We start from the raw sequence: 17,585 nt of genomic DNA, 5'->3' as shown, positions 1-17,585 counted from the left end.
GACAGGGGACATGAACGAGACACAGGTCTTCACGGAGTTCTCGGCGCGCCGGCTCGGGCCGGTGCGCCGGTTCTTCGTGCAGCACCCCCGGGCGATGGACGCGCTGCTCATGGTGCTCTTCGCCGGGTGGGCGCTGCTCATGGGGCTCAGCGCGGACTCGACCTACGTGCTCTACCTCTTCCTGGGCAGTGACCAGGTCCTGCGGATGCAGGTCGCGTCGGTGGTCCTGACGGCCCTGGGCACCACGGCGCTCGTGTGGCGCCGGAGCCACCCGGTGCACGTCGCGGTGGCCATGGGCGCCCTCGGCGTGCTGGCCCTCGCCACCACCGGGATGACCGCCGGCTTCGAGGTCGGTGCGGCCCTCGCGCTGTACGCGGTTGCTACCTCCCGCCGCCCGACCGTCGCGTGGCTGACCACGGCCGGCGTCGTGGCGGCCCTGCTCGCCGCAGCCCTCACCTTCCCGCTCCCCACGACGGTGGGGGCGATCATGACCGGCACCGCCGTGACGGACCCTGCCGAGCTCGCCGCGGTCACCGAGAGCCTGCGTGGCTCCGGGCTCCTGACGAGCCCCGTCTGGTACCAGACGGGCGTCCCGGTGCTCGTGCTCGCTCTCTTCGCGGTCGCGGCCGGGACGAGCACACGCAGCAAGCGCCTGCACGTGACGGCATTCGTGGACGCCGCCAACGCGCTGGCCCGCGACCAGGAGCAGCGAGCACGCCTGGCACAGGCGGCCGAGCGGGCGCGCATCGCGCGGGAGATGCACGACATCGTCGCGCACTCCATCTCCGTGATGGTTGCCCTCGGCGGCGGCGCCGCGGCCGCGATGGACTGGGCACCCGAGCGGTCACGAGCCGCCCTCGACGAGCTCGTCTCGACCGGACGGTCCGCCCTCGGCGACATGCGCCGCGTCCTGGGGGTCCTTCACGACGACGCCCCTGAGGGTGATGTGAGGGCTGGCGCCGGGGGTGCCGACGGCGCAGCGGCTGGCGGCGTTGCCCCTGACAGCGCCTCCCGAGGCGGCGCAGACGCGAGCGGCGCAGACCCAGACGACGCAGCACCCCTGGAGCCTCAGCCGGGCGGCGTCGACCTCGCCGCGCTCATCACGAGGTTCCGTGCGACCGGGCTGAGCGTGCGGCACGTCGGCGTCGGCACGGACGTGCTGGAGCGGTTGGACGCGAGCCTGCAGCTCGCCGTCTACCGCATCATCCAGGAAGCCCTCACCAACGCCCTGCGCCACGCCCCGGGCACCCCCGTCGTCGAGGTGGCGGTGCGCGAGAGGGGCGACCAGGTCGAGGCGATCGTCACCGACCGTGGTGCCGTGCTCACGGTCCCACCCAGCCCGGGGTCCGGCCGCGGCCTCGTCGGCATGCGCGAGCGTGCGGCGGTGTTCGGCGGGACGGTCGACGCCGGCCCGTACGGTGAGGGGTGGCGCGTCCGCGCCCTGCTGCCCCGGAGGGAGACACAGACATGACGACGGTGCTGCTGGTCGACGACCAGGCGCTGGTCCGCGTGGGATTCCGGCTGCTCCTCGAGAGCAACCCGGACATCGAGGTGGTGGGCGAGGCGTCCGACGGGCGTACCGCCTTCGAGCAGGTCGCGGCGCTGCGCCCCCAGGTCGTGGTGATGGATGTGCGCATGCCAGGGGTCAACGGCATCGACGCGACCCGGAACATCGTCGCGGCCTTCCCTGACGTGCGGGTCCTCGTCCTGACCACCTTCGACCTCGACGAGTACGCCTTCGCGGCGCTGCGCGCCGGGGCGAGCGGCTTCCTCCTCAAGGACTCCGGCCCGGCCGAGCTCGCCGCTGCGGTCCGCACCATCGCGGCGGGAGACGCCGTCGTGTCCGCGCGCGTGACTCAGCGGATGCTCGAGCTGTTCGCCGAGCGGTTCCCCGGGACCGGGCAGGCACCGGACCCGGACGCTGTCCACCCGCGCCTGGCGAGCCTGACGCCCCGCGAGCTCGAGGTGCTGCGGTGCCTCACCGAGGGCGGGTCGAACGCGGAGATCGCCGCGCAGCTGGGCCTGTCCGAGCCCACCGTCAAGACGCACGTAGGTCGCCTGCTGGGCAAGCTCGAGGTCCGTGACCGCGTCCAGGCCGTGGTGCTCGCCTACGAGACGGGCCTGGTGCGCGCGGGCAGCTCGTGAGCGCGGCGCGACTCGTGAGCCTCATCCAGGAGCATCCACGCCCCCTGGGCGCCGCGCCGTCGCCTCGCCGGGGACGCGCACTGCCGTACGCACACCGTCCGGCCATCTCACCTGGACGTGGGTGACGTCATCACCGAGCGGATCGACGTGAGGATCATGAGCATCCTGCGGGCTCACGACGTCGACCGAGCACGCACCGGCCTGCTCATCGCCGAGGAGACCTGCACCGACCACCCACCAACGGTTGCTCTGGACCGGACCGGCGAGCCACGGCGTGACGGCCACCGCGCCGAGCGGAGAGGCATCCTCTGACGTCGTGCTGCCCGCGGTCACCGGCCCCGGCGCACCGGCGGGCTGGAGGCCCACGAGCACCGACCGGACCGAGTCACCCGAGACGCGCACGGACGGTCGTCCCGGGTCGAGGACCGCACGAGGCGGGGTGTCTCCCGCGACGGGCCAGCCCGAGACCCGGAGGGTCACGGCCGCTGGGTCGGCATCGTCCACCCGAACCAGTCGGACCTCCCACGCACCGCGCACCAGGGAGACCGTCGTGACGGTCCCGGCTGGCGTCGCGACGCCGCGCAGACCGGATCCGTGACGCTGCTGATCAGGAGCGGGGGCGAGCCAGCGCACCTGCGCGCGCGACGCGGCGACAGCGACCTGCGCCTGGTCGAGGGGGTCACCCTCGACGACGAGACCAAGCACCGTCATCCCGGTGCGATGGCTCGCCCGTCCGTCAGCATCAAGGAGGACGACCGCCTGGTCGAGCGGGTCCCGCCACGCCGCGTCGTCGAGCACCGGGGACGTCGCGGTCGAGTAGCCGAGGCGGGCGTAGAGGGGTGAGTCTCCGCCCTGCGCGCCCTCGGTGGCGTGATCGGTGCCGTGGTTGACCACGCGGACGATCCCGTCCGCCCGGGTCCCGGAGACGATCCATCCCGCAGCGCGCACGACGCGCAGGCGGTCGGCCGTCTCGAGCGGGAGCGGCTCTTCGGTGGCGGTCCACACGGGGTGCTCGGGCGGGAGGGCGAGACCCAGCATGCCCTTGCTGGCCCAGTAGGGAGAGCCAGGTCCCGAGTATGACTGCGACAGACGTGGCCACATATGGTGCCAGCCCTGGGTGAGAAGACCGTCAGCGTCGGGGGCACCGTGGTCGACGAAGTGCCCCACGACGCCCGAGGCCGCCCGGCGCAGGACACCCGGGGAGATCGACGGCACGCCGGCGACGGCACCGACCCAGTACGGCGCAGCAGCGGCGAAGCGATAGATGAGGCTCCGCCCTTGGACGAGCGGCGACCCGTCAGCACCCACGAGCTCCACGGCATCTTGCAGGAAGCGGTCCAGGCGCAGGAGGTCTGTGTCCTTGCGTGCGGCGGCGAGGTCAGACGCGCCTGCCATCCGCGCCCAGAGCGTCGGGTAGAGATGCAGCGCCCAGCCGGCGTAATGGTCGAAGGAGCGCTCCGCGCCGTCGGCCAACCAGCCGTCCGCACGGACGAAGGTGTCGTGCGTGGCAAGGTCTTGCGCCATCTCGTCGAGGGAGTGCGGGCCCGCGACGGATCGTAGGAAGGTCTGGACGACGAGGCGGAACCACACCCAGTTGATCCGCGGGTACGTGTCGTCGCCGACGGCGGCAGCGAGGTAGTCGACGACGCGTTCCTGCACCTGTGGGGCAAGCCGGTCCCACAGCCACGGGCGTGTGAGGTCGAGGATGAGCGCCAGGGACGCGGCCTCGACCTTGGCCTGGCCGTGCTCCTCGAGCCGTACCCACCGGTCCGGGCTCGACGGGTCTGTGCCCGCAGCGATCCCGGCCGCGAACCACTCCGCCAGGTTGTCTGGATCCCGCCCGCCCTCCCCCGCCAGACGGAAGCCCGCGAGCAGGAAGGTCCGGGCGAAGCCCTCGAGACCGTCCACCGCAGAGCCGTACCCGCCTGGCCTGCCCGGAAGCAGCACCTGCGCGTGACCTGGGGAGGCGAAGGGACGGACCGCTGCCAGCATGGTGTCGGCCAGGCCGGCCCATCGATCACGTGACCAGCCGGTGATCGGAGCGAGGTCCGCGCCCGGCGCGCGGTCGGCGTGGCGCGCGAGCGGGTTCATGCGCTCACCGTCAGGCCCGCGGGGGTGACGGGGGTGGCGAGCGCCCGACCATCGAGAAGACGCTCGAGCTCGTCGATCGCGTGGCTGCTCATCCGGCGCGTCTCGGAGCCGAGGGAGCCGGCGATGTGCGGAGTGATCATGACGTTGGTGAGCTCGTAGAGCGGCGACCCGTGGGGCAGCGGCTCCGGATCGGTGACGTCGAGGATCGCGTCTAGCCGACCGGAGGAGCACTCGACGAGAAGGGCATCATGATCGACCAGTGCGCCCCGCGCCGTGTTGACGAGGGTCGCTCCGTCCGGCAGGAGGGCGAGCTCGCGCGCGGCAATCATGTGATGGGTCGCGGGGAGCGCCGGCGCGTGGAGGGAGACGATCTCGCTGCGGCGCAGGAGATCGTCGATCGGCACGAGGACAGCGCCCGCGGCGGCGACCTCGGACGCATCCGCACAGGGATCACTCACCAGCACCTCTGCGGTGTCGAGCAGTGCCAGCAGCTCGACCACACGCCGCCCGATGCGAGAGAACCCGACGACCCCGACGGTGCGTCCGCGGTTGGACAGCACTCCGCGGCCCGCGGACTGCGACCACCCGTCGCGGTCGAGGCGAGCGGTCGCCGCGAGAAAAGGAGCCTTCTTGCCCGCCATGATGATCGCGGCGAGGGTGTACTCGGCGACCGGGACCGCGTTGGCCTCGGCGGCGCTGCTGACCACGATCCCGCGATCCCATGTCTCGGGGCCGACGAGGCCGCGGACGCTGCCCGCGCAGTGCAGGACGGCGCGCAGCCGAGGGGCCGCGTCGAGCCGAGCGACGTCGAGCGCCGGGGCGCCCCACGAGGTGAGCAGCACCTCGGCACCGGCAAGGCGGTCGAGCGCCTCGGGGGTGTCGAGCTCGTGCAGCACGACCGGGTCGCCGAGGTCGACGAGGGCGTGCAGCCGGTCGAGCTCGTCGCGGTCGAACTGCAGGGCGAAGGTGTCGCGATCCATCACGAGCAGCGCGGTCGGGCGGTCGCTGAGCGCAGCCCGATCGGTGGCGGGGGCCTGGCCGGCGGTGGGGGCTGCAGTGTGTGGTGCGGCGGTGTGTGGTGCGGTCACGCGCACTCCTTCGTCGTCGAAGGCATCCAGGCATCAGTGCACGGGATGCGGTCGCTGGGCTGAGCATCTCTGATCGTCTCCGAGCGACGCCGCCATACAACCGACGAAAGATGATCATGTCAACCTCAGACCCCCCTGTTACGATCACAAACGATCATCCGATGTGCATGGATGGTCACCGCGACGGATCTCGACGAGGAGACATGTCCCCCACTTCACCGCCGTTCACCGGCCCTCTCGCCGCAGCGTGGGGTGACGCCGCGACGGCGTCCGGCCTGCGCACCCTCCTTCTTCCCGCGTCCCGTGCCTTGCCCACACCGCCGGCTACGGACCGCGCGGGATGGGACCTTGCTGACCGCCCGACCGTCATCGATCTGGTCGGGCGCGCCGACGCCGAGATGGCCACCCCGTGGCCCCACCCGACGGCCCGCCAGTACTCGCGCTACTTCCGCGACGGCGACCGCGAGGAGTACCAGGGCCACGTCTTCGCCCGTCAGCACAGGCTCAGCCGGGCGGTCGTCGCCGCTGCCGCGACACCCTCGACGGAGCGCATCGACGAGGCAGCGGACGGGATCATCGCCTTGTGCGAGCAGAGCTCGTGGTGCTGGCCTGCGCACGACGACACGTTCACGGTCCACGGCGCCGTCGTCCCCACGGTCACCGATCCGTACCTCGACCTCGGCGCCGGCGAGGTCGCCGGCCAGCTCGCGTGGGCGGACCACGTCCTCGGGGACCTGCTCGACGCCCAGCTGCCCGGGGTCCGGAGCCGGGTCCGTCACGAGGTTCGCACCCGTGTCCTCGAGCCGTTCGTCCGCCGCCGCGACTGGCACTGGCTCGGCCTCGACGGGAGCGCCCACAACTGGAACCCCTGGATCCACGGAAACGTGCTCGCCGCCGCGCTGCGCCTCCTCGACGAGCCCGTCGAGCGCAGCGAGATCGTCGCGCTCGTGATCGAGGGTATCGACCGATACGTCGCGACCCTGCCTGCAGACGGGGCCATCGACGAGGGCTACGCGTACTGGTGGAACGGCGCCTGCCGCGCTCTCGAGGCGCTCGACCTGGTCCGCCACGCCACGGGCGGAGCGCTCGACGCCTCCCAGGTACCCGCCCTGCGGGAGACCGTCGCCTTCCCGCACCGCATGCACCTCGGCGGCGACTGGTACCTCAACGTCGCCGACGGCCAAGCCCGTCCGCCCCGTGACCAGCCGTGGCACGCCCTGCATCGCTGGTCGCTGATCACCGGCGACGACGCCGCTCGTCGGCACGCCACGTCGTACCGGCGGCCAGGTGCGCCGGTCGCGAGCGAGGAGGACGGGCTGGGTCGCCTCCTGCTCGCCCTCGCCGACCGGCGGTGGACCGACGCCCGCCCGGAGTCACCACCACTCGTCCGGGACGTCTGGCTGCCCTCGACCCAGGTGCTCGTCGCCCGAGCCGCCGAGGGCAGCGACCACGGGCTGGCACTGGCCGCGAAGGGCGGGCACAACGGCGAGCACCACAACCACAACGACGTCGGCACCGTCGTCGTCGCGGTCGACGGGGTCCCCGTCCTCGTCGACGCCGGGCGCCCGACCTACACGGCGCAGACCTTCGGCGCTGAGCGTTATCGTCTGTGGCCCATGCAGAGCGCCTGGCACAACGTGCCCGAGATCCGCGGGACCGGGCAGGACGAGGGGGCTGACCGGGCGGCGCGGGACGTCGTGGCTGTCATCGAGGACGCACGCACGCAGCTCACCATGGATCTGGCCGGGGCGTACCCCCGTGCGGACGTCCCGCGGTGGACGCGCACGGCCGTCCTCGACCGAGAGGCCGGCACCGTCGAGATCACCGATGACTGGGAGCTGGACGAGGCGCCCGGTCCGGGCCGCTCCGCCCTCCCGATCCCCGTGCGCCTGCGCTACCTCCTCGCAGGCCAGGTCAGCGTCCTCGGTCCCGGGCTCGTCCAGGTCCGCCCGACGGAGGGTGACAGCACTATGCTCCTGACGTGGAACCCGGCCGACGCACGCCCGACCCTCGAGGTACGCCCCTTGGACGACCCGATGCTCACACAGGTGTGGGGCGCTCAGCTCACCCGGCTGACCTTGGAGATCGACGACGCCGGACAGGCGACGACGGGGACGCTTCTCGTGCGGATGGAGACACGGCGGTGACCGAAGAGACCCGCACGACGCCTGTTCGTGGTGCGCTCCCTGTGACACGACGGGCGCAGCTGCTCGATGCTCTCCACGCCCGGGGCACCGTCCGGGTCTCCGAGCTCGTCGAACTCCTCGGCGTCACGGCCGTCACCGTGCGACGGGACATCGCTCAGCTCGCCAAGGAGGGACTCGTGCGCCGCGTCCACGGCGGCGCGAGGCTCGTCGAGCCGGGCACCGAGACCACCGCGGACGACGCCGTCCCGCCCCTGCCGGAGACCGCGCCCGACCACCCGGTGCCCTCACGATCAGCGGCGTCACGGTCGACGTCCACGATCGGCATGCTCGTACCGTCCCTCGACTACTACTGGCCGGGCGTCGTCCGCGGTGCCGAGCAGGAGGCGCGCTCGCGCGGGATGCGGGTCATCCTGCGCGGGTCCTCCTACGACAGCGTCGACGACCTTCCCCGGCTCGAGCGCCTCCGCGAGTCGAGCCGCGTCGACGGCCTTCTCGTGGCCCCGAACATGAGCTCACCGCGCTCAGCAGAGCTCGTCGCGTGGCTCGCGTCGATCGACTGCCCAACCGTGCTCGTGGAGCGCACCGCGACCGTCGCGCCGTACCACGAGGCGATGGAGTCGGTGGTGACCGACCACGCGCTCGGGGCAGCCATCACGGTCCGCCACCTCGCAGGCCTCGGACACGAACGGATCGGCCTCGTGGTCAACACCCGCAGCCCCACGGCCCGGCACCTGCGCGCGGGGTACCTGCAGGCCACGGAGGACGGTGGGCTGTCGCGGACCGGTGTCGTCGACGAGGACTACGCGTCGGACGCGCCGGACGCCCGCATCGACGCGATCATCGACGCGTGCCTGTCCTCGGGAACCACAGCGCTGCTCATCCACTCCGACCCGGAGGCCATGGCCTTCGTCCAGCGCTGCGACGAACGAGGCCTGTCCGTCCCCGGCGACCTCTCGGTCGTCGCGTACGACGACGAGGTGGCCAGCCTCTTCTCCCCCGCGCTCACCGCTGTGCGTCCGCCACGCCTGTCGGTGGGGCGCGCCGCGGTCTCCCTCCTGGCCGACCGCCTGCGCGACCCGGGGCGCCCGCACCACAGGGTCGTCATCAGCCCGAGCCTGCGTGTGCGAGAGTCCTCCGGTCCCCCGAAGACCTGACGCAGACGCCGCGGGTCGCGCGTCGCCAGCAGGCCCGAGCCGTCCCTCCTGCTGGCGAGCCAGCGCGTGGTCAGCCCAGCAGCCACCTCACCTCGGCGAGGAGCAGGTCGCGCCGTGACCGTGACTGGTACGAGCGTGTGTCGTGCCCCAGGGCGTCATAGACCACACGCCGACCGCCTGTCGCGTTGACCCACACGACCGGGTGGTCCACGCCGTCGTGCTGCTGGGTGGCGATGACCTGCACGCCGTCCGCCACCCGTAGCCAGGAGTACCGCTCGTCGAAGGCCACGACCCTCCTCCTGCCCAGCCCGGCGGCGATCGGGTGGGTGAGGTCCCCGTCCACGACCTCGACCGTCGCGTCACCGATCTCGGGGTGCATCGACGTACCGTCGACCCATCTGCCGCCGAGGATCTGCTCCCAGTGCGGGCTGTCAGCGAAGCTGTTGGCGGCCTGGTGCACGGCGAGGACCGGCTTGCCAGCCTCTGCCCAGGACCGGACGGACTCGTGGAAGGCAACCCACCGTGAGTCGTCGCCGTCATGGCGAGGGTCGGGGCGCCCTGACCCGGTGTTGACCACGAGCAGGTCCATGTCGGCGAGGTCGTCCGCTGCGTCGGGGAAGGCCCCCCGCACGACCACGTCGTCGTGCGGTCGGCCCTCGCTGAGCACCGTGGCGATCGTGTGCGACGTCGCGGCCATGTCGTGCCACGGGTCCTCGTAGCGACCGCGGCCGGACAGGACGAGGATGCGGCTCTTCCTCGGGGCGCTCGCGGCGTCACCAGGAGGCGGCATGGACAGCGAAGAGCGGCTCACCGATCGATCATTTCACGCGCTGGTCTGCGGACGGAGTCGGGCTCACGTCGTCTCTGCCGCCCGGCTGCCCTGCACCTGCGTGCGGCAGGGGATCGACACCCTCCAGCGTGGGGACCACCTTGCGCAGCCCGCCGTCCTCGGTGAAGAACAGGCGGTCGATGGTGGTCTCCCTGTGGGTCCCGTCCCCGTCGGGGACTGCGTGCCGGTGGTAGGCGATGTACCAGTCGCCGGTGTGAGCCTGGACGATCGAGTGGTGGCCAGTCCCCACGATGCCTGAGGCGGGGTCCTTCTCCAGGAGCAGGCCCCGCTGCGTCCACGGCCCGTACGGGCTCGGGCCCGTGGCGTACCCCACGCGATAGTCAGCGCTACGCGTGTCGTCGATCGACCAGCTGAGGTAGTAGGTGTCGCCGCGGCGGACGACGAAGGGTGCCTCTCGGAAACCCTCCAGCCCCTCGAGCACCTGGATCTCAGCAGGGTCGTAGCCGGTCATCGCGGCGTCGAGCGGTACGACGCGGGCTGTCATGTTGCCCCAGTAGAGGTACGCCGTGCCATCCTCGTCGACGAAGACCGCAGGGTCGATCTGCTGGTCGTCGTAGTCCCGGCGGTCTACGAGCGGACGCCCGAGGGCATCGGAGAACGGGCCGGTGGGCGAGTCCGATACCGCCACGCCGATGTTCTGGTCGGCGGTGAAGTAGAAGTAGTACCTGCCGTCTCTCGTGGCGGCCGCCGGCGCCCAGGCGCCACCCTGGGCCCAGGAGACGTCCGTCAGCAGGTCGAGGACGACGCCGTGGTTGGTCCAGTCCACGAGGTTCGTCGAGGACCATGCCTCGAAGGACGTGGAGCCCCATCCGGGGATGCCGTCGGTGGTGACGTAGAGAAAGTAGGTGTCGCCGAAACGCACGATGTTGGGGTCGGCATAGAAGCCGGGCAGAACGGGACTGGGCACGTCTACGCCTCTCGGAGGTCGTCGGCAGGGTCGTCGGACAGGTCGGACAGAGAGTCAGCACACCCGGCGTCGCCCGGCCCCCAGGCTTGGAGCAGCGCAGCGTGCTCGGCCCGCGTGACAGGCAGCACCGAGCCGTGGCGTGCGCCCGTGGGCATCCGGGCGTCATGAGCCATCGTCCACTGGGAGGCATCGAGGTCCGCGGACTCGAAGGGGACATACCCGCGGCCACCGAACTCGTCGATGAAGAGGTACCACCGGTCCCCCGCGTTCGACCGGACCACCACGGGGCCCTCGCCCTGCTCGATCCCAGGACCGTGCGCACCCGCGCGGCCCACACCGTCGGTGACCGGCTCGTAGGAGTCAGAACGTAGGTCGCGCGACCGCTCGACGGTGATGAACTTCGACGTCGGCGTGGACGAGGACGGCTCCCGCTCGTCCTTGGTGAACCGGTACCACCAGCCGTCGTGAGCGACCACGGTCGAGTCGATGACCGAGTGCCCCGGGTCGCTCCATACCCGCGCCTCGCTGAAGGACACGAAGTCGCGGGTGGTGGCACAGAGCATGCGGTGGTAGCTCGGGCGCTCGTGAGCTGGGTCGTCTGCGTCGTAGAGCGTCGAGGCCCAGAACACGAAGAACTCGTCGTGCTCCTCGTCCCAGCACGCCTCCGGAGCCCACGCGTCCCCGGCGTTCGACGGGGCGACCTGCACCGAGCGCGGCGGCGTCCAGTCGACGAGGTCGTCGGACTCCCATACGACGATGGACCGGCTACCGGTGCGCTGAGCGGCGTCCCAGTCGCCGGTGCCGTAGATCTTGAGGTCCGTGGCGATCATGAAGAACCGACCGTCCCGGGGTGAACGGACCACGAAGGGATCCCGGATCCCGCCCCGGCCCGCTGACCACGTGAGCACCGGCTCGTTGCCGGCGAGGTCCACGTAGCTCAGCGGGTCGTCGCCCCGGCTGAGCGCGAAGCGGACCTGCTCGCCGTCCGGGGTGTCTTCTCCGGCGAAGGAGACGAAGAGGTAGCCGGCGTACGGCTGGCTCGCCGTCATTGCTCGGTGTGCCCCAGCTCGAGGTCCGCGACGAACCGCGCCTGGGCGCCTGCGGAGTCGAGCACGAGCACGAGGAGCTCGTTGCCCTCGGCGCGCAGCACCGGTGCGGGCACGTAGAGCGTGCTCTGCGGGCCGCGCGACCAGAACCGGCCCAGGCAGAAACCGTTCACCCACGCGACGCCCTTGCCCCAGGCGGACGTGTCGAGGAAGTGGTCTGCCTCATGGTCGGGGGTGTCGAAGCTGGCGACGGCGAAGGACGGACCAGGGACCACCCCGTCTGCCAGCGGCTCCCCGTCCCGAGCCCGCGCGGCCACGCCCGACACGTCGCCCAGGTCGAGCGGGCGCACGGCCCAGCGTCCCAGGTCGGCACCGTCGAGCGACGCCGGTCCGACGAGCCCCTTGGGCTCGCCGATCCGCGTGCCGTAGTTCACGCGCCCCAGGTCCTCCACGAGGATCTCCAGCGCACCGGAGCGGGGCAGGACGACCCGGCGCTCGCCATGGTCGCGGCTGAGGACGCCGACCCCTTCACGGTCGATGAAGACCTGCGCACGGTCACGCACCTCGCCGAGCTCGAGGACGCCATGTGCGGAAGGGTCGAGCGACCGGTACATCGTGAAGCCGTCGTAGTGCCCGAGGTCGTCGGCCGTCGGCAGGTGGTCGAGCTCCTGCTCGGCCCCGAGGAGGTCGAGCACGTCCCAGAGAGGGACAGCCGAGGTGAGCGGCAGCGTGAACGTCGGGGCAGGTGCGTGCTCGTCGCGTGCCGCCGGGGGGACGACCGCGTACTTGGCGATGACGTCGCGGAAGGCCCAGTACTTCTCGGTGGGGCGCCCTGCCTCGTCGAGCGGGGCGTCGTAGTCGTAGCTCGTACTGATCGGGACGTAGACGCCCTTGTCGTTGGCACCGTTGGTCAGCCCGAAGTTGGTGCCGCCGCAGAGCATGTAGAGGTTGACCGACGCCCCGGCCGCGAGCAGGGCGTCGAGCTCACGTGCGGAGTCCTGGGCGCTCGTCGTGTGGTGGTGCTGACCCCAGGAGTCGAACCAGCCGTCCCAGAACTCGGCGCACATGAGCGGCCCCGTCGGCTGGTGCTCACGCAACGTGGCGAGGCGTTCGAGCGACCGGGAGCCGAAGGAGGCGGTCTTGTGCAGACCGGGCAGGCTCCCGTTCTCCAGCATGTGCGGTTCCGGCTGGTCGATCGTGGTCAGCGGGGTGGTGATCCCGACCTCCCGCAGGAGGTCCACGAGGGTGCGCAGGTACTCCTTGTCGCTGCCGTAGGCGCCGTACTCGTTCTCGACCTGGACGAGGATGACGGGGCCGTCGCGATCGACCTGGCGGGGTGCGACGATCTCCGCGACCGCCTCGTAGTACTCCCGGATCGCGGCGAGGTACGTCGGCTCTGCGCGTCGCACGCCTGCCCCTGCGGAGAAGAGCCACCCGGGGAGGCCGCCCCCCGTCCACTCCGCGCAGATGTAGGGCCCGGGCCGGACGATCGCCCACATCCCCTGTGCCGCGACCTCGTCGAGGAAGCGTCCGAGGTCGAGGATGCCTTCGGTGCTGAACTCACCGCGTCGGGGCGAGTGGGCATTCCAGGGGACATAGGTCTCGATCGTGTTGAGGCCGAGCTCGCGCGCTGCGCGGATGCGGTCCGCCCACTGGTCGGGGTGCACCCGGAAGTAGTGCAGTGCACCTGAGATCACCCGTACGGGGTCGCCGTCGAGGAGGAAGTCCTCTTCTCCGATACTGAAACGGCTCATCGCAAGCCACACCTCTCGTCGTCGTTGACCGGTCGATCATGCGACTGCGTGCGTCCTGCGACTGTGCAGGCGTGCAGATGGCTTGTCCCGTGATCACCGTTGCCTTATTCTGACGGTCAGCAGAACCCTTCGTCAAACCGATCCACCCCCAGGAGTGAGCACATGGTCGTGCGCCCGTCCCACGAGTCCGTCGTCGTCCCGAACGGCGTGCTCCCGGCACGTTTCCGTCCGCGAGCAGGAGGGACGGATCGCCCCGCACTGAGTCTGGACGGTGAGTGGCGGTTCCGACTCTTCCCCGAAGCGTCCACGGGGGTCGACCCGGCTGACCGCGGCGAGGGGTGGGACACGATCGAGGTCCCCGGCCACTGGCAGCTGGCTCAGGCCCCCGACGCGTGGCCCTACGGCAGGCCGGCCTACACCAACGTGCTCTTCCCGATCCCGGTCGACCCGCCCCGCGTCCCTCGTGAGAACCCGACGGGCGAGTACCGCCGCACCGTCACCGTCCCGCCGTCCTGGCAGGAGGACGGACGCGTCGTGCTCCGCTTCGAGGGCGTCGACTCGTGGTTCGAGGTGGCCGTCAACGGCCAGATCCTCGCGCAGTCGCACGGGTCCCGCCTGCCGACCGAGATCGACGTGACCGACGCTCTCGTCGACGGAGCGAACCTGGTGGCCGTGCGGGTCACGCAGTGGTCTGCGCCCACCTACCTCGAGGACCAGGACCAGTGGTGGCTCTCTGGCATCTTCCGCAGCGTCAGCATGGAGCACCGCCCCGCTGGCGGCGTCGACCACGCGACGGTGGTCGCGGAGTACGACCACACCACGGGAGAAGGGGAGCTGCGCGTCGACGTCGAGCACGACGCCGGGCACCAGGCGCGCATCACGGTCCCCGAGCTCGGCATCAACGTGGCGGCGGGCGAGACGGTCCGCCATCCGGTCCAGCCGTGGAGCGCGGAACATCCTCGGCTCTACGACGTGGTGGTGAGCACGGCCGCAGAGCAGGTCACCCTCCGCGTCGGCTTCCGCACCGTCTCCACCGTCGACGGTGTCTTCCGGGTGAACGGAGCACCGGTGAAGCTCTATGGCGTCAACCGGCACGAGTTCGAGCCCGCTCGCGGACGCGCCGTGACACCCGAGACGATGCTGGAGGACGTGCTGCTCATGAAGCAGCATCACGTCAACGCGGTGCGCACGAGCCACTACCCGCCGCACCCGCACTTCCTCGACCTGTGCGACGAGCACGGGCTCTATGTCATCGACGAGAACGACCTCGAGACCCACGGCTTCGAGCCGCTCGGGTGGCGTGGCAACCCGACAGACGACCCGCAGTGGACCCCGGTCCTGGTCGACCGAGTCACTCGGATGGTCCGCCGCGACGCCCATCACCCCAGCATCATCATGTGGTCCCTGGGCAACGAGTCGGGCGAAGGCTGCAACGTCGAGGCGATGGCGTCCGCGATCCGGGTCCTCGACGGCTCACGACCGCTCCACTACGAAGGTGACTGGTCGAGCGAGCACGTCGACGTCTACTCCCGGATGTATCCCACCAGCGAGGAGGTCGCGCTCATCGGCCGGGGCGAGGAGGCCCCGCTGGCCGACGGCTCCCTCGACAGCCGCCGGCGCACCCTGCCCTTCGTCCTGTGCGAGTACGCCCATGCCATGGGCAACGGACCGGGTGGCCTCACCGACTACCTGGACCTCGTGGACGAGCACCCCCGGCTCATGGGCGGCTTCGTCTGGGAGTGGATGGACCACGGCATCGCGACTCGCGCCGCCGACGGGACACCGTTCCACGGCTACGGCGGAGACTTCGGCGAGGAGCTGCACGACGGCGCCTTCATCGCCGACGGCCTGCTCCTGGCGGACAGGACCCCGTCTCCTGGACTCGTCGAGCTCGCGGCGGCGTATGCGCCGGTCCAGGTCGTGCCTGATCTGCACCGTCCCCAGACGTTCCGTCTCCGGAACCGGTACGCCTTCACCTCCACCGAGCACATCCGTCTCGAGTGGGCTCTGGTCGCCGGCGGCGACGTCGTCGCGACCGGTGACTACGCTGCGGAGCTCTCCCTGGCTCCCGGCGAGACTCGCATCCTGACCGTCTCCGAGCTCACCGGCCAGGCGGTCCAGGACGTCCGCGCGTCGTCCGAGGCGGTGTGGTGCACCCTGCGCGCGGTACCGCGAGAGGCGCCCGCGTGGGCGCCTGACGGCTTCCACCTGGGCGCGGGCCAGGTGCTCGTGCGCCCCGCCGCCCCGCTCCCTCCGGCCTCAGGCGTGCCTACGCGCACCGCGGAGGGCAACCACCACGTCGGTCCTGTCGTGCTCGACGCCGTGGGGCGCATCCTGAGCATCGGCGGTGTCCCCGTCCGCCTGTCCCGGGTGGATGCCTGGCGCGCTCCCACCGACAACGACGGAAGTCGCTCCTGGTACGACGCTGTCGGCGACGACGAGGCCTGGACGAAGGCCGGGCTGACACGGCTGCACGAACGCGTCGAAGGGCTCGTCCGCGAGGGCGACACCCTCGTGGTCACCGCCCGGTGTGCCGGGGCCGCCACCGACTGCGGCTTCGCGGTGCGCTACGAGTGGCGCACGGTGGACCACTCGACCGCCGACCTGGTGATCACCATCCGCCCGGAAGGGCAGTGGCCAGGCAGCGTCGCACGTCTGGGGTTGCTGCTGGCCCTCGAGCAGGCTGACGCCGGCGCTGTCACGGTCGACTGGACGGGGATGGGGCCGGGCGAGTCCTACGCGGACTCGACGCTCGCCGCGCTCACCGGGCGGTGGCAGCACACCGTCGACGAGCTCGGTACGCGGTACACCCGCCCGCAGGAGAACGGGGCCCGCCGTGGTGTCACCCGCGCGACCTTCGGCCTCGCCACCGGGCCGCTCACGCTGACTGCCGGCGAGGTCCTCGTCGGCGACCAGCAGGTCCACGGGATCGAGCTCACCGCGCGACCGTGGTCGGACGCCGCGCTGCACGCGGCCGACCACCCCCACGAGCTCGTCCCCGACGGCTCGCTCTGGGTGCACGTCGACGCCGCCGGGCACGGTCTCGGCTCCGCCGCGTGCGGTCCAGGGGTCCTCGCCTCTGCGATGCTCCGCCCGGCCCCCGTCACCATGCAGGTACGGTTCAGCGCCGGTCAGTGAGGCTGTGCCCGCGGGCGTCCGTCGCGTCAGAGCGCGATGGACGCCCGCGTGGTCACCAGGCCGACGTCGCCGAGGAAGCGCTCAAAAGCGAGCGTCGCCATCCCGATCGCCACGGAGTTGCCTCTGACCGTCGAGACGCCGAGGGTGAGATCGGCTGCCGCGCCCTCCGGCGCCTCAGCCGTCAGCTGCGCTGCCGTGCCGGGAAGAAGGTGGTCCCCCAGCGCCCAGGCGGTCCAACCGGTCAGCAGCACCAGCTCGGGGTTGATGATGGCGACGAGGTCAGCGAGCGCTGACCCGAGGTAGCGAGCAGTACGGTCGAGGGTCTCTCGGACTGCGACGTCCGGGGTCTGCTCACGCATCGCCGCGGCCAGCGCGGCGATGAAGTCGCGCTGGCTGTCGGTGACGACCAGCGGATGGTGCGGGTCGACCTCGCGCAGCGTCTCCTGGATCCCCGGGGCTCCGACATACGCCTCGACGCAGCCGCGCCTGCCGCAACGGCATCCGCGCCCCTCGTAGACGAGCAGCGAGTGACCCCACTCGCCCGCGGAGTTGGTGGCGCCCCGCAGGACGCGCCCCTCGAGCACGATGCCCGCTCCGACGCCGGTCCCGAGGTTCACCGTCACCATGCTCGACGCCCCGCGCACGCGACCGAGCCACAGCTCCGCCGTAGCGATCGCCTTGAGCGGGTTCTCCACGACCAGCGGCACGGCGATCCGCTCGCGCAGGAGCTCGAGCAGCTCGATGTTGCTCCACGAGTGGTGCGGGGCGAGGACGGCGGTGACGCCGGCCTTGCCCTGCACCAGTCCTGGGAGGGCGACGCCGACCCCGAGCAGGCTGTCGAGCTCGATGCCCACCTCGTCCGTCGCCGCCTTGAGCGACCGGATGATGCCCTCGACCACATACTCGGGCGAGGTCAGGTGCTCGTCGAGCGCCACGTCGGCCGAGCTCACCTGCGCCAGCGCAGCGTCGAAGAGGTGGGTGCTGACATAGGTCTCCGCGACATCGATACCAGCGATCCGTCCACGCGCACGGTTGATCCGCAACGTCGTCGTCGGTCGGCCGGTGCCGCCGAGGGCGAGGCCCGCTTCCTCGACCAGGCCCTCCGCGATGAGCTCGGAGACCACTGTCGCCACGGTCGCAGGGCTCAGCCCTGTGGTCCGGGCCAGCTCGTTCCGGTTCGACTCCCCGAGCGACAGCAGTGCGTGGAGCACGTCCAGTCGCGACTCGCTGCGGATGTCGCGAGAGGACCTCCTCCGCACCGCCAT

General features: G+C 71.4%; 12 protein-coding genes. 5 read left to right on the top strand and 7 right to left on the bottom strand.

Annotated elements, in window-relative coordinates; translation table 11 throughout:
• The first annotated feature begins 10 nt into the window (after window positions 1–10).
• Together SS2_RS04090 and SS2_RS04085 are read left to right on the top strand one after the other, a co-directional pair.
• Entirely contained in the window at window positions 11–1,471 is a 1,461-nt protein-coding gene (locus SS2_RS04090) for a sensor histidine kinase (RefSeq protein WP_066461312.1), read from the top strand.
• Window positions 1,468–2,145, top strand: a complete 678-nt coding sequence (locus SS2_RS04085) for a response regulator transcription factor (protein ID WP_066461310.1) — start codon at window positions 1,468–1,470, stop codon at window positions 2,143–2,145. The genes SS2_RS04090 and SS2_RS04085 overlap by 4 nt, the downstream gene beginning before the upstream one ends.
• Before the next feature lie 21 nt (window positions 2,146–2,166).
• On the opposite strand, the gene SS2_RS04080 is transcribed toward SS2_RS04085, so the two are convergent.
• Window positions 2,167–4,236 (bottom strand): DUF2264 domain-containing protein, encoded by a 2,070-nt coding sequence (locus SS2_RS04080; protein WP_083941723.1) that lies wholly within the window; start codon window positions 4,234–4,236, stop codon window positions 2,167–2,169.
• A complete protein-coding gene (locus SS2_RS04075; protein WP_245643345.1) occupies window positions 4,233–5,324 on the bottom strand; it encodes a hydroxyacid dehydrogenase in 1,092 nt (363 codons plus the stop codon). Before SS2_RS04075 ends, SS2_RS04080 begins: the two co-directional genes overlap by 4 nt.
• A gap of 203 nt (window positions 5,325–5,527) precedes the next feature.
• On the opposite strand from SS2_RS04075, the gene SS2_RS04070 reads away from it, so the two are divergent.
• Window positions 5,528–7,471: a heparinase II/III domain-containing protein gene (locus SS2_RS04070; RefSeq protein ID WP_066461308.1), complete on the top strand. Its 1,944-nt coding sequence runs from the start codon at window positions 5,528–5,530 to the stop codon at window positions 7,469–7,471.
• A gap of 41 nt (window positions 7,472–7,512) precedes the next feature.
• Window positions 7,513–8,625 carry a substrate-binding domain-containing protein gene (locus SS2_RS04065; RefSeq protein ID WP_245643344.1) on the top strand — a complete coding sequence of 371 codons (1,113 nt, stop codon included), beginning with the start codon at window positions 7,513–7,515 and terminating at the stop codon, window positions 8,623–8,625.
• 70 nt (window positions 8,626–8,695) lie between these two features.
• Here SS2_RS04065 and SS2_RS04060 read toward each other — a convergent pair whose 3' ends face one another.
• From SS2_RS04060 to SS2_RS04050, 4 genes are read right to left on the bottom strand one after another with little or no spacing between them, the layout of a single operon-like run.
• Window positions 8,696–9,436, bottom strand: a complete 741-nt coding sequence (locus tag SS2_RS04060) for a ThuA domain-containing protein (RefSeq protein ID WP_245643343.1) — start codon at window positions 9,434–9,436, stop codon at window positions 8,696–8,698.
• Window positions 9,437–9,443: 7 nt separating this feature from the next.
• Window positions 9,444–10,382: a family 43 glycosylhydrolase gene (locus SS2_RS17745; RefSeq protein ID WP_217995565.1), complete on the bottom strand. Its 939-nt coding sequence runs from the start codon at window positions 10,380–10,382 to the stop codon at window positions 9,444–9,446.
• A 2-nt stretch (window positions 10,383–10,384) separates the two neighbouring features.
• The gene (locus SS2_RS17740) at window positions 10,385–11,431 is read right to left on the bottom strand and encodes a glycoside hydrolase family 43 protein (protein WP_217995564.1); all 1,047 of its coding nucleotides are present in this window, start codon (window positions 11,429–11,431) and stop codon (window positions 10,385–10,387) included.
• Window positions 11,428–13,182, bottom strand: coding sequence for a glycoside hydrolase family 35 protein (locus SS2_RS04050; RefSeq protein WP_066461302.1), 1,755 nt, complete (start codon window positions 13,180–13,182; stop codon window positions 11,428–11,430). The genes SS2_RS17740 and SS2_RS04050 overlap by 4 nt, the downstream gene beginning before the upstream one ends.
• Window positions 13,183–13,344: 162 nt before the next feature.
• Between SS2_RS04050 and SS2_RS04045 the strand changes: the two genes are divergently transcribed.
• On the top strand, window positions 13,345–16,320 hold the full coding sequence (locus SS2_RS04045) for a glycoside hydrolase family 2 TIM barrel-domain containing protein (protein WP_066461300.1): 2,976 nt from the start codon (window positions 13,345–13,347) through the stop codon (window positions 16,318–16,320).
• A gap of 26 nt (window positions 16,321–16,346) precedes the next feature.
• Here the strand turns inward: SS2_RS04045 and SS2_RS04040 are convergent, their stop codons facing one another.
• Window positions 16,347–17,585, bottom strand: coding sequence for an ROK family transcriptional regulator (locus tag SS2_RS04040; protein ID WP_066461299.1), 1,239 nt, complete (start codon window positions 17,583–17,585; stop codon window positions 16,347–16,349).

Origin of the sequence: Sanguibacter suarezii NBRC 16159, assembly GCF_001552735.1 — a bacterium.
GTDB classification, from domain to species: Bacteria; Actinomycetota; Actinomycetes; order Actinomycetales; family Cellulomonadaceae; genus Sanguibacter; species Sanguibacter suarezii.
This window is presented reverse-complemented; position numbering and strand designations above follow the sequence as displayed.

Excerpts from the sequence above, each read along its gene's own strand:
- SS2_RS04090 (WP_066461312.1), top strand. The coding sequence starts at position 11 with ATGAACGAGACACAGGTCTTCACGGAGTTCTCGGCGCGCCGGCTCGGG.
- SS2_RS04085 (WP_066461310.1), top strand. The coding sequence starts at position 1,468 with ATGACGACGGTGCTGCTGGTCGACGACCAGGCGCTGGTCCGCGTGGGA.
- SS2_RS04080 (WP_083941723.1), bottom strand. The coding sequence starts at position 4,236 with ATGAACCCGCTCGCGCGCCACGCCGACCGCGCGCCGGGCGCGGACCTC.
- SS2_RS04070 (WP_066461308.1), top strand. The coding sequence starts at position 5,528 with ATGTCCCCCACTTCACCGCCGTTCACCGGCCCTCTCGCCGCAGCGTGG.
- SS2_RS17740 (WP_217995564.1), bottom strand. The coding sequence starts at position 11,431 with ATGACGGCGAGCCAGCCGTACGCCGGCTACCTCTTCGTCTCCTTCGCC.
- SS2_RS04050 (WP_066461302.1), bottom strand. The coding sequence starts at position 13,182 with ATGAGCCGTTTCAGTATCGGAGAAGAGGACTTCCTCCTCGACGGCGAC.
- SS2_RS04045 (WP_066461300.1), top strand. The coding sequence starts at position 13,345 with ATGGTCGTGCGCCCGTCCCACGAGTCCGTCGTCGTCCCGAACGGCGTG.
- SS2_RS04040 (WP_066461299.1), bottom strand. The coding sequence starts at position 17,585 with ATGGCGGTGCGGAGGAGGTCCTCTCGCGACATCCGCAGCGAGTCGCGA.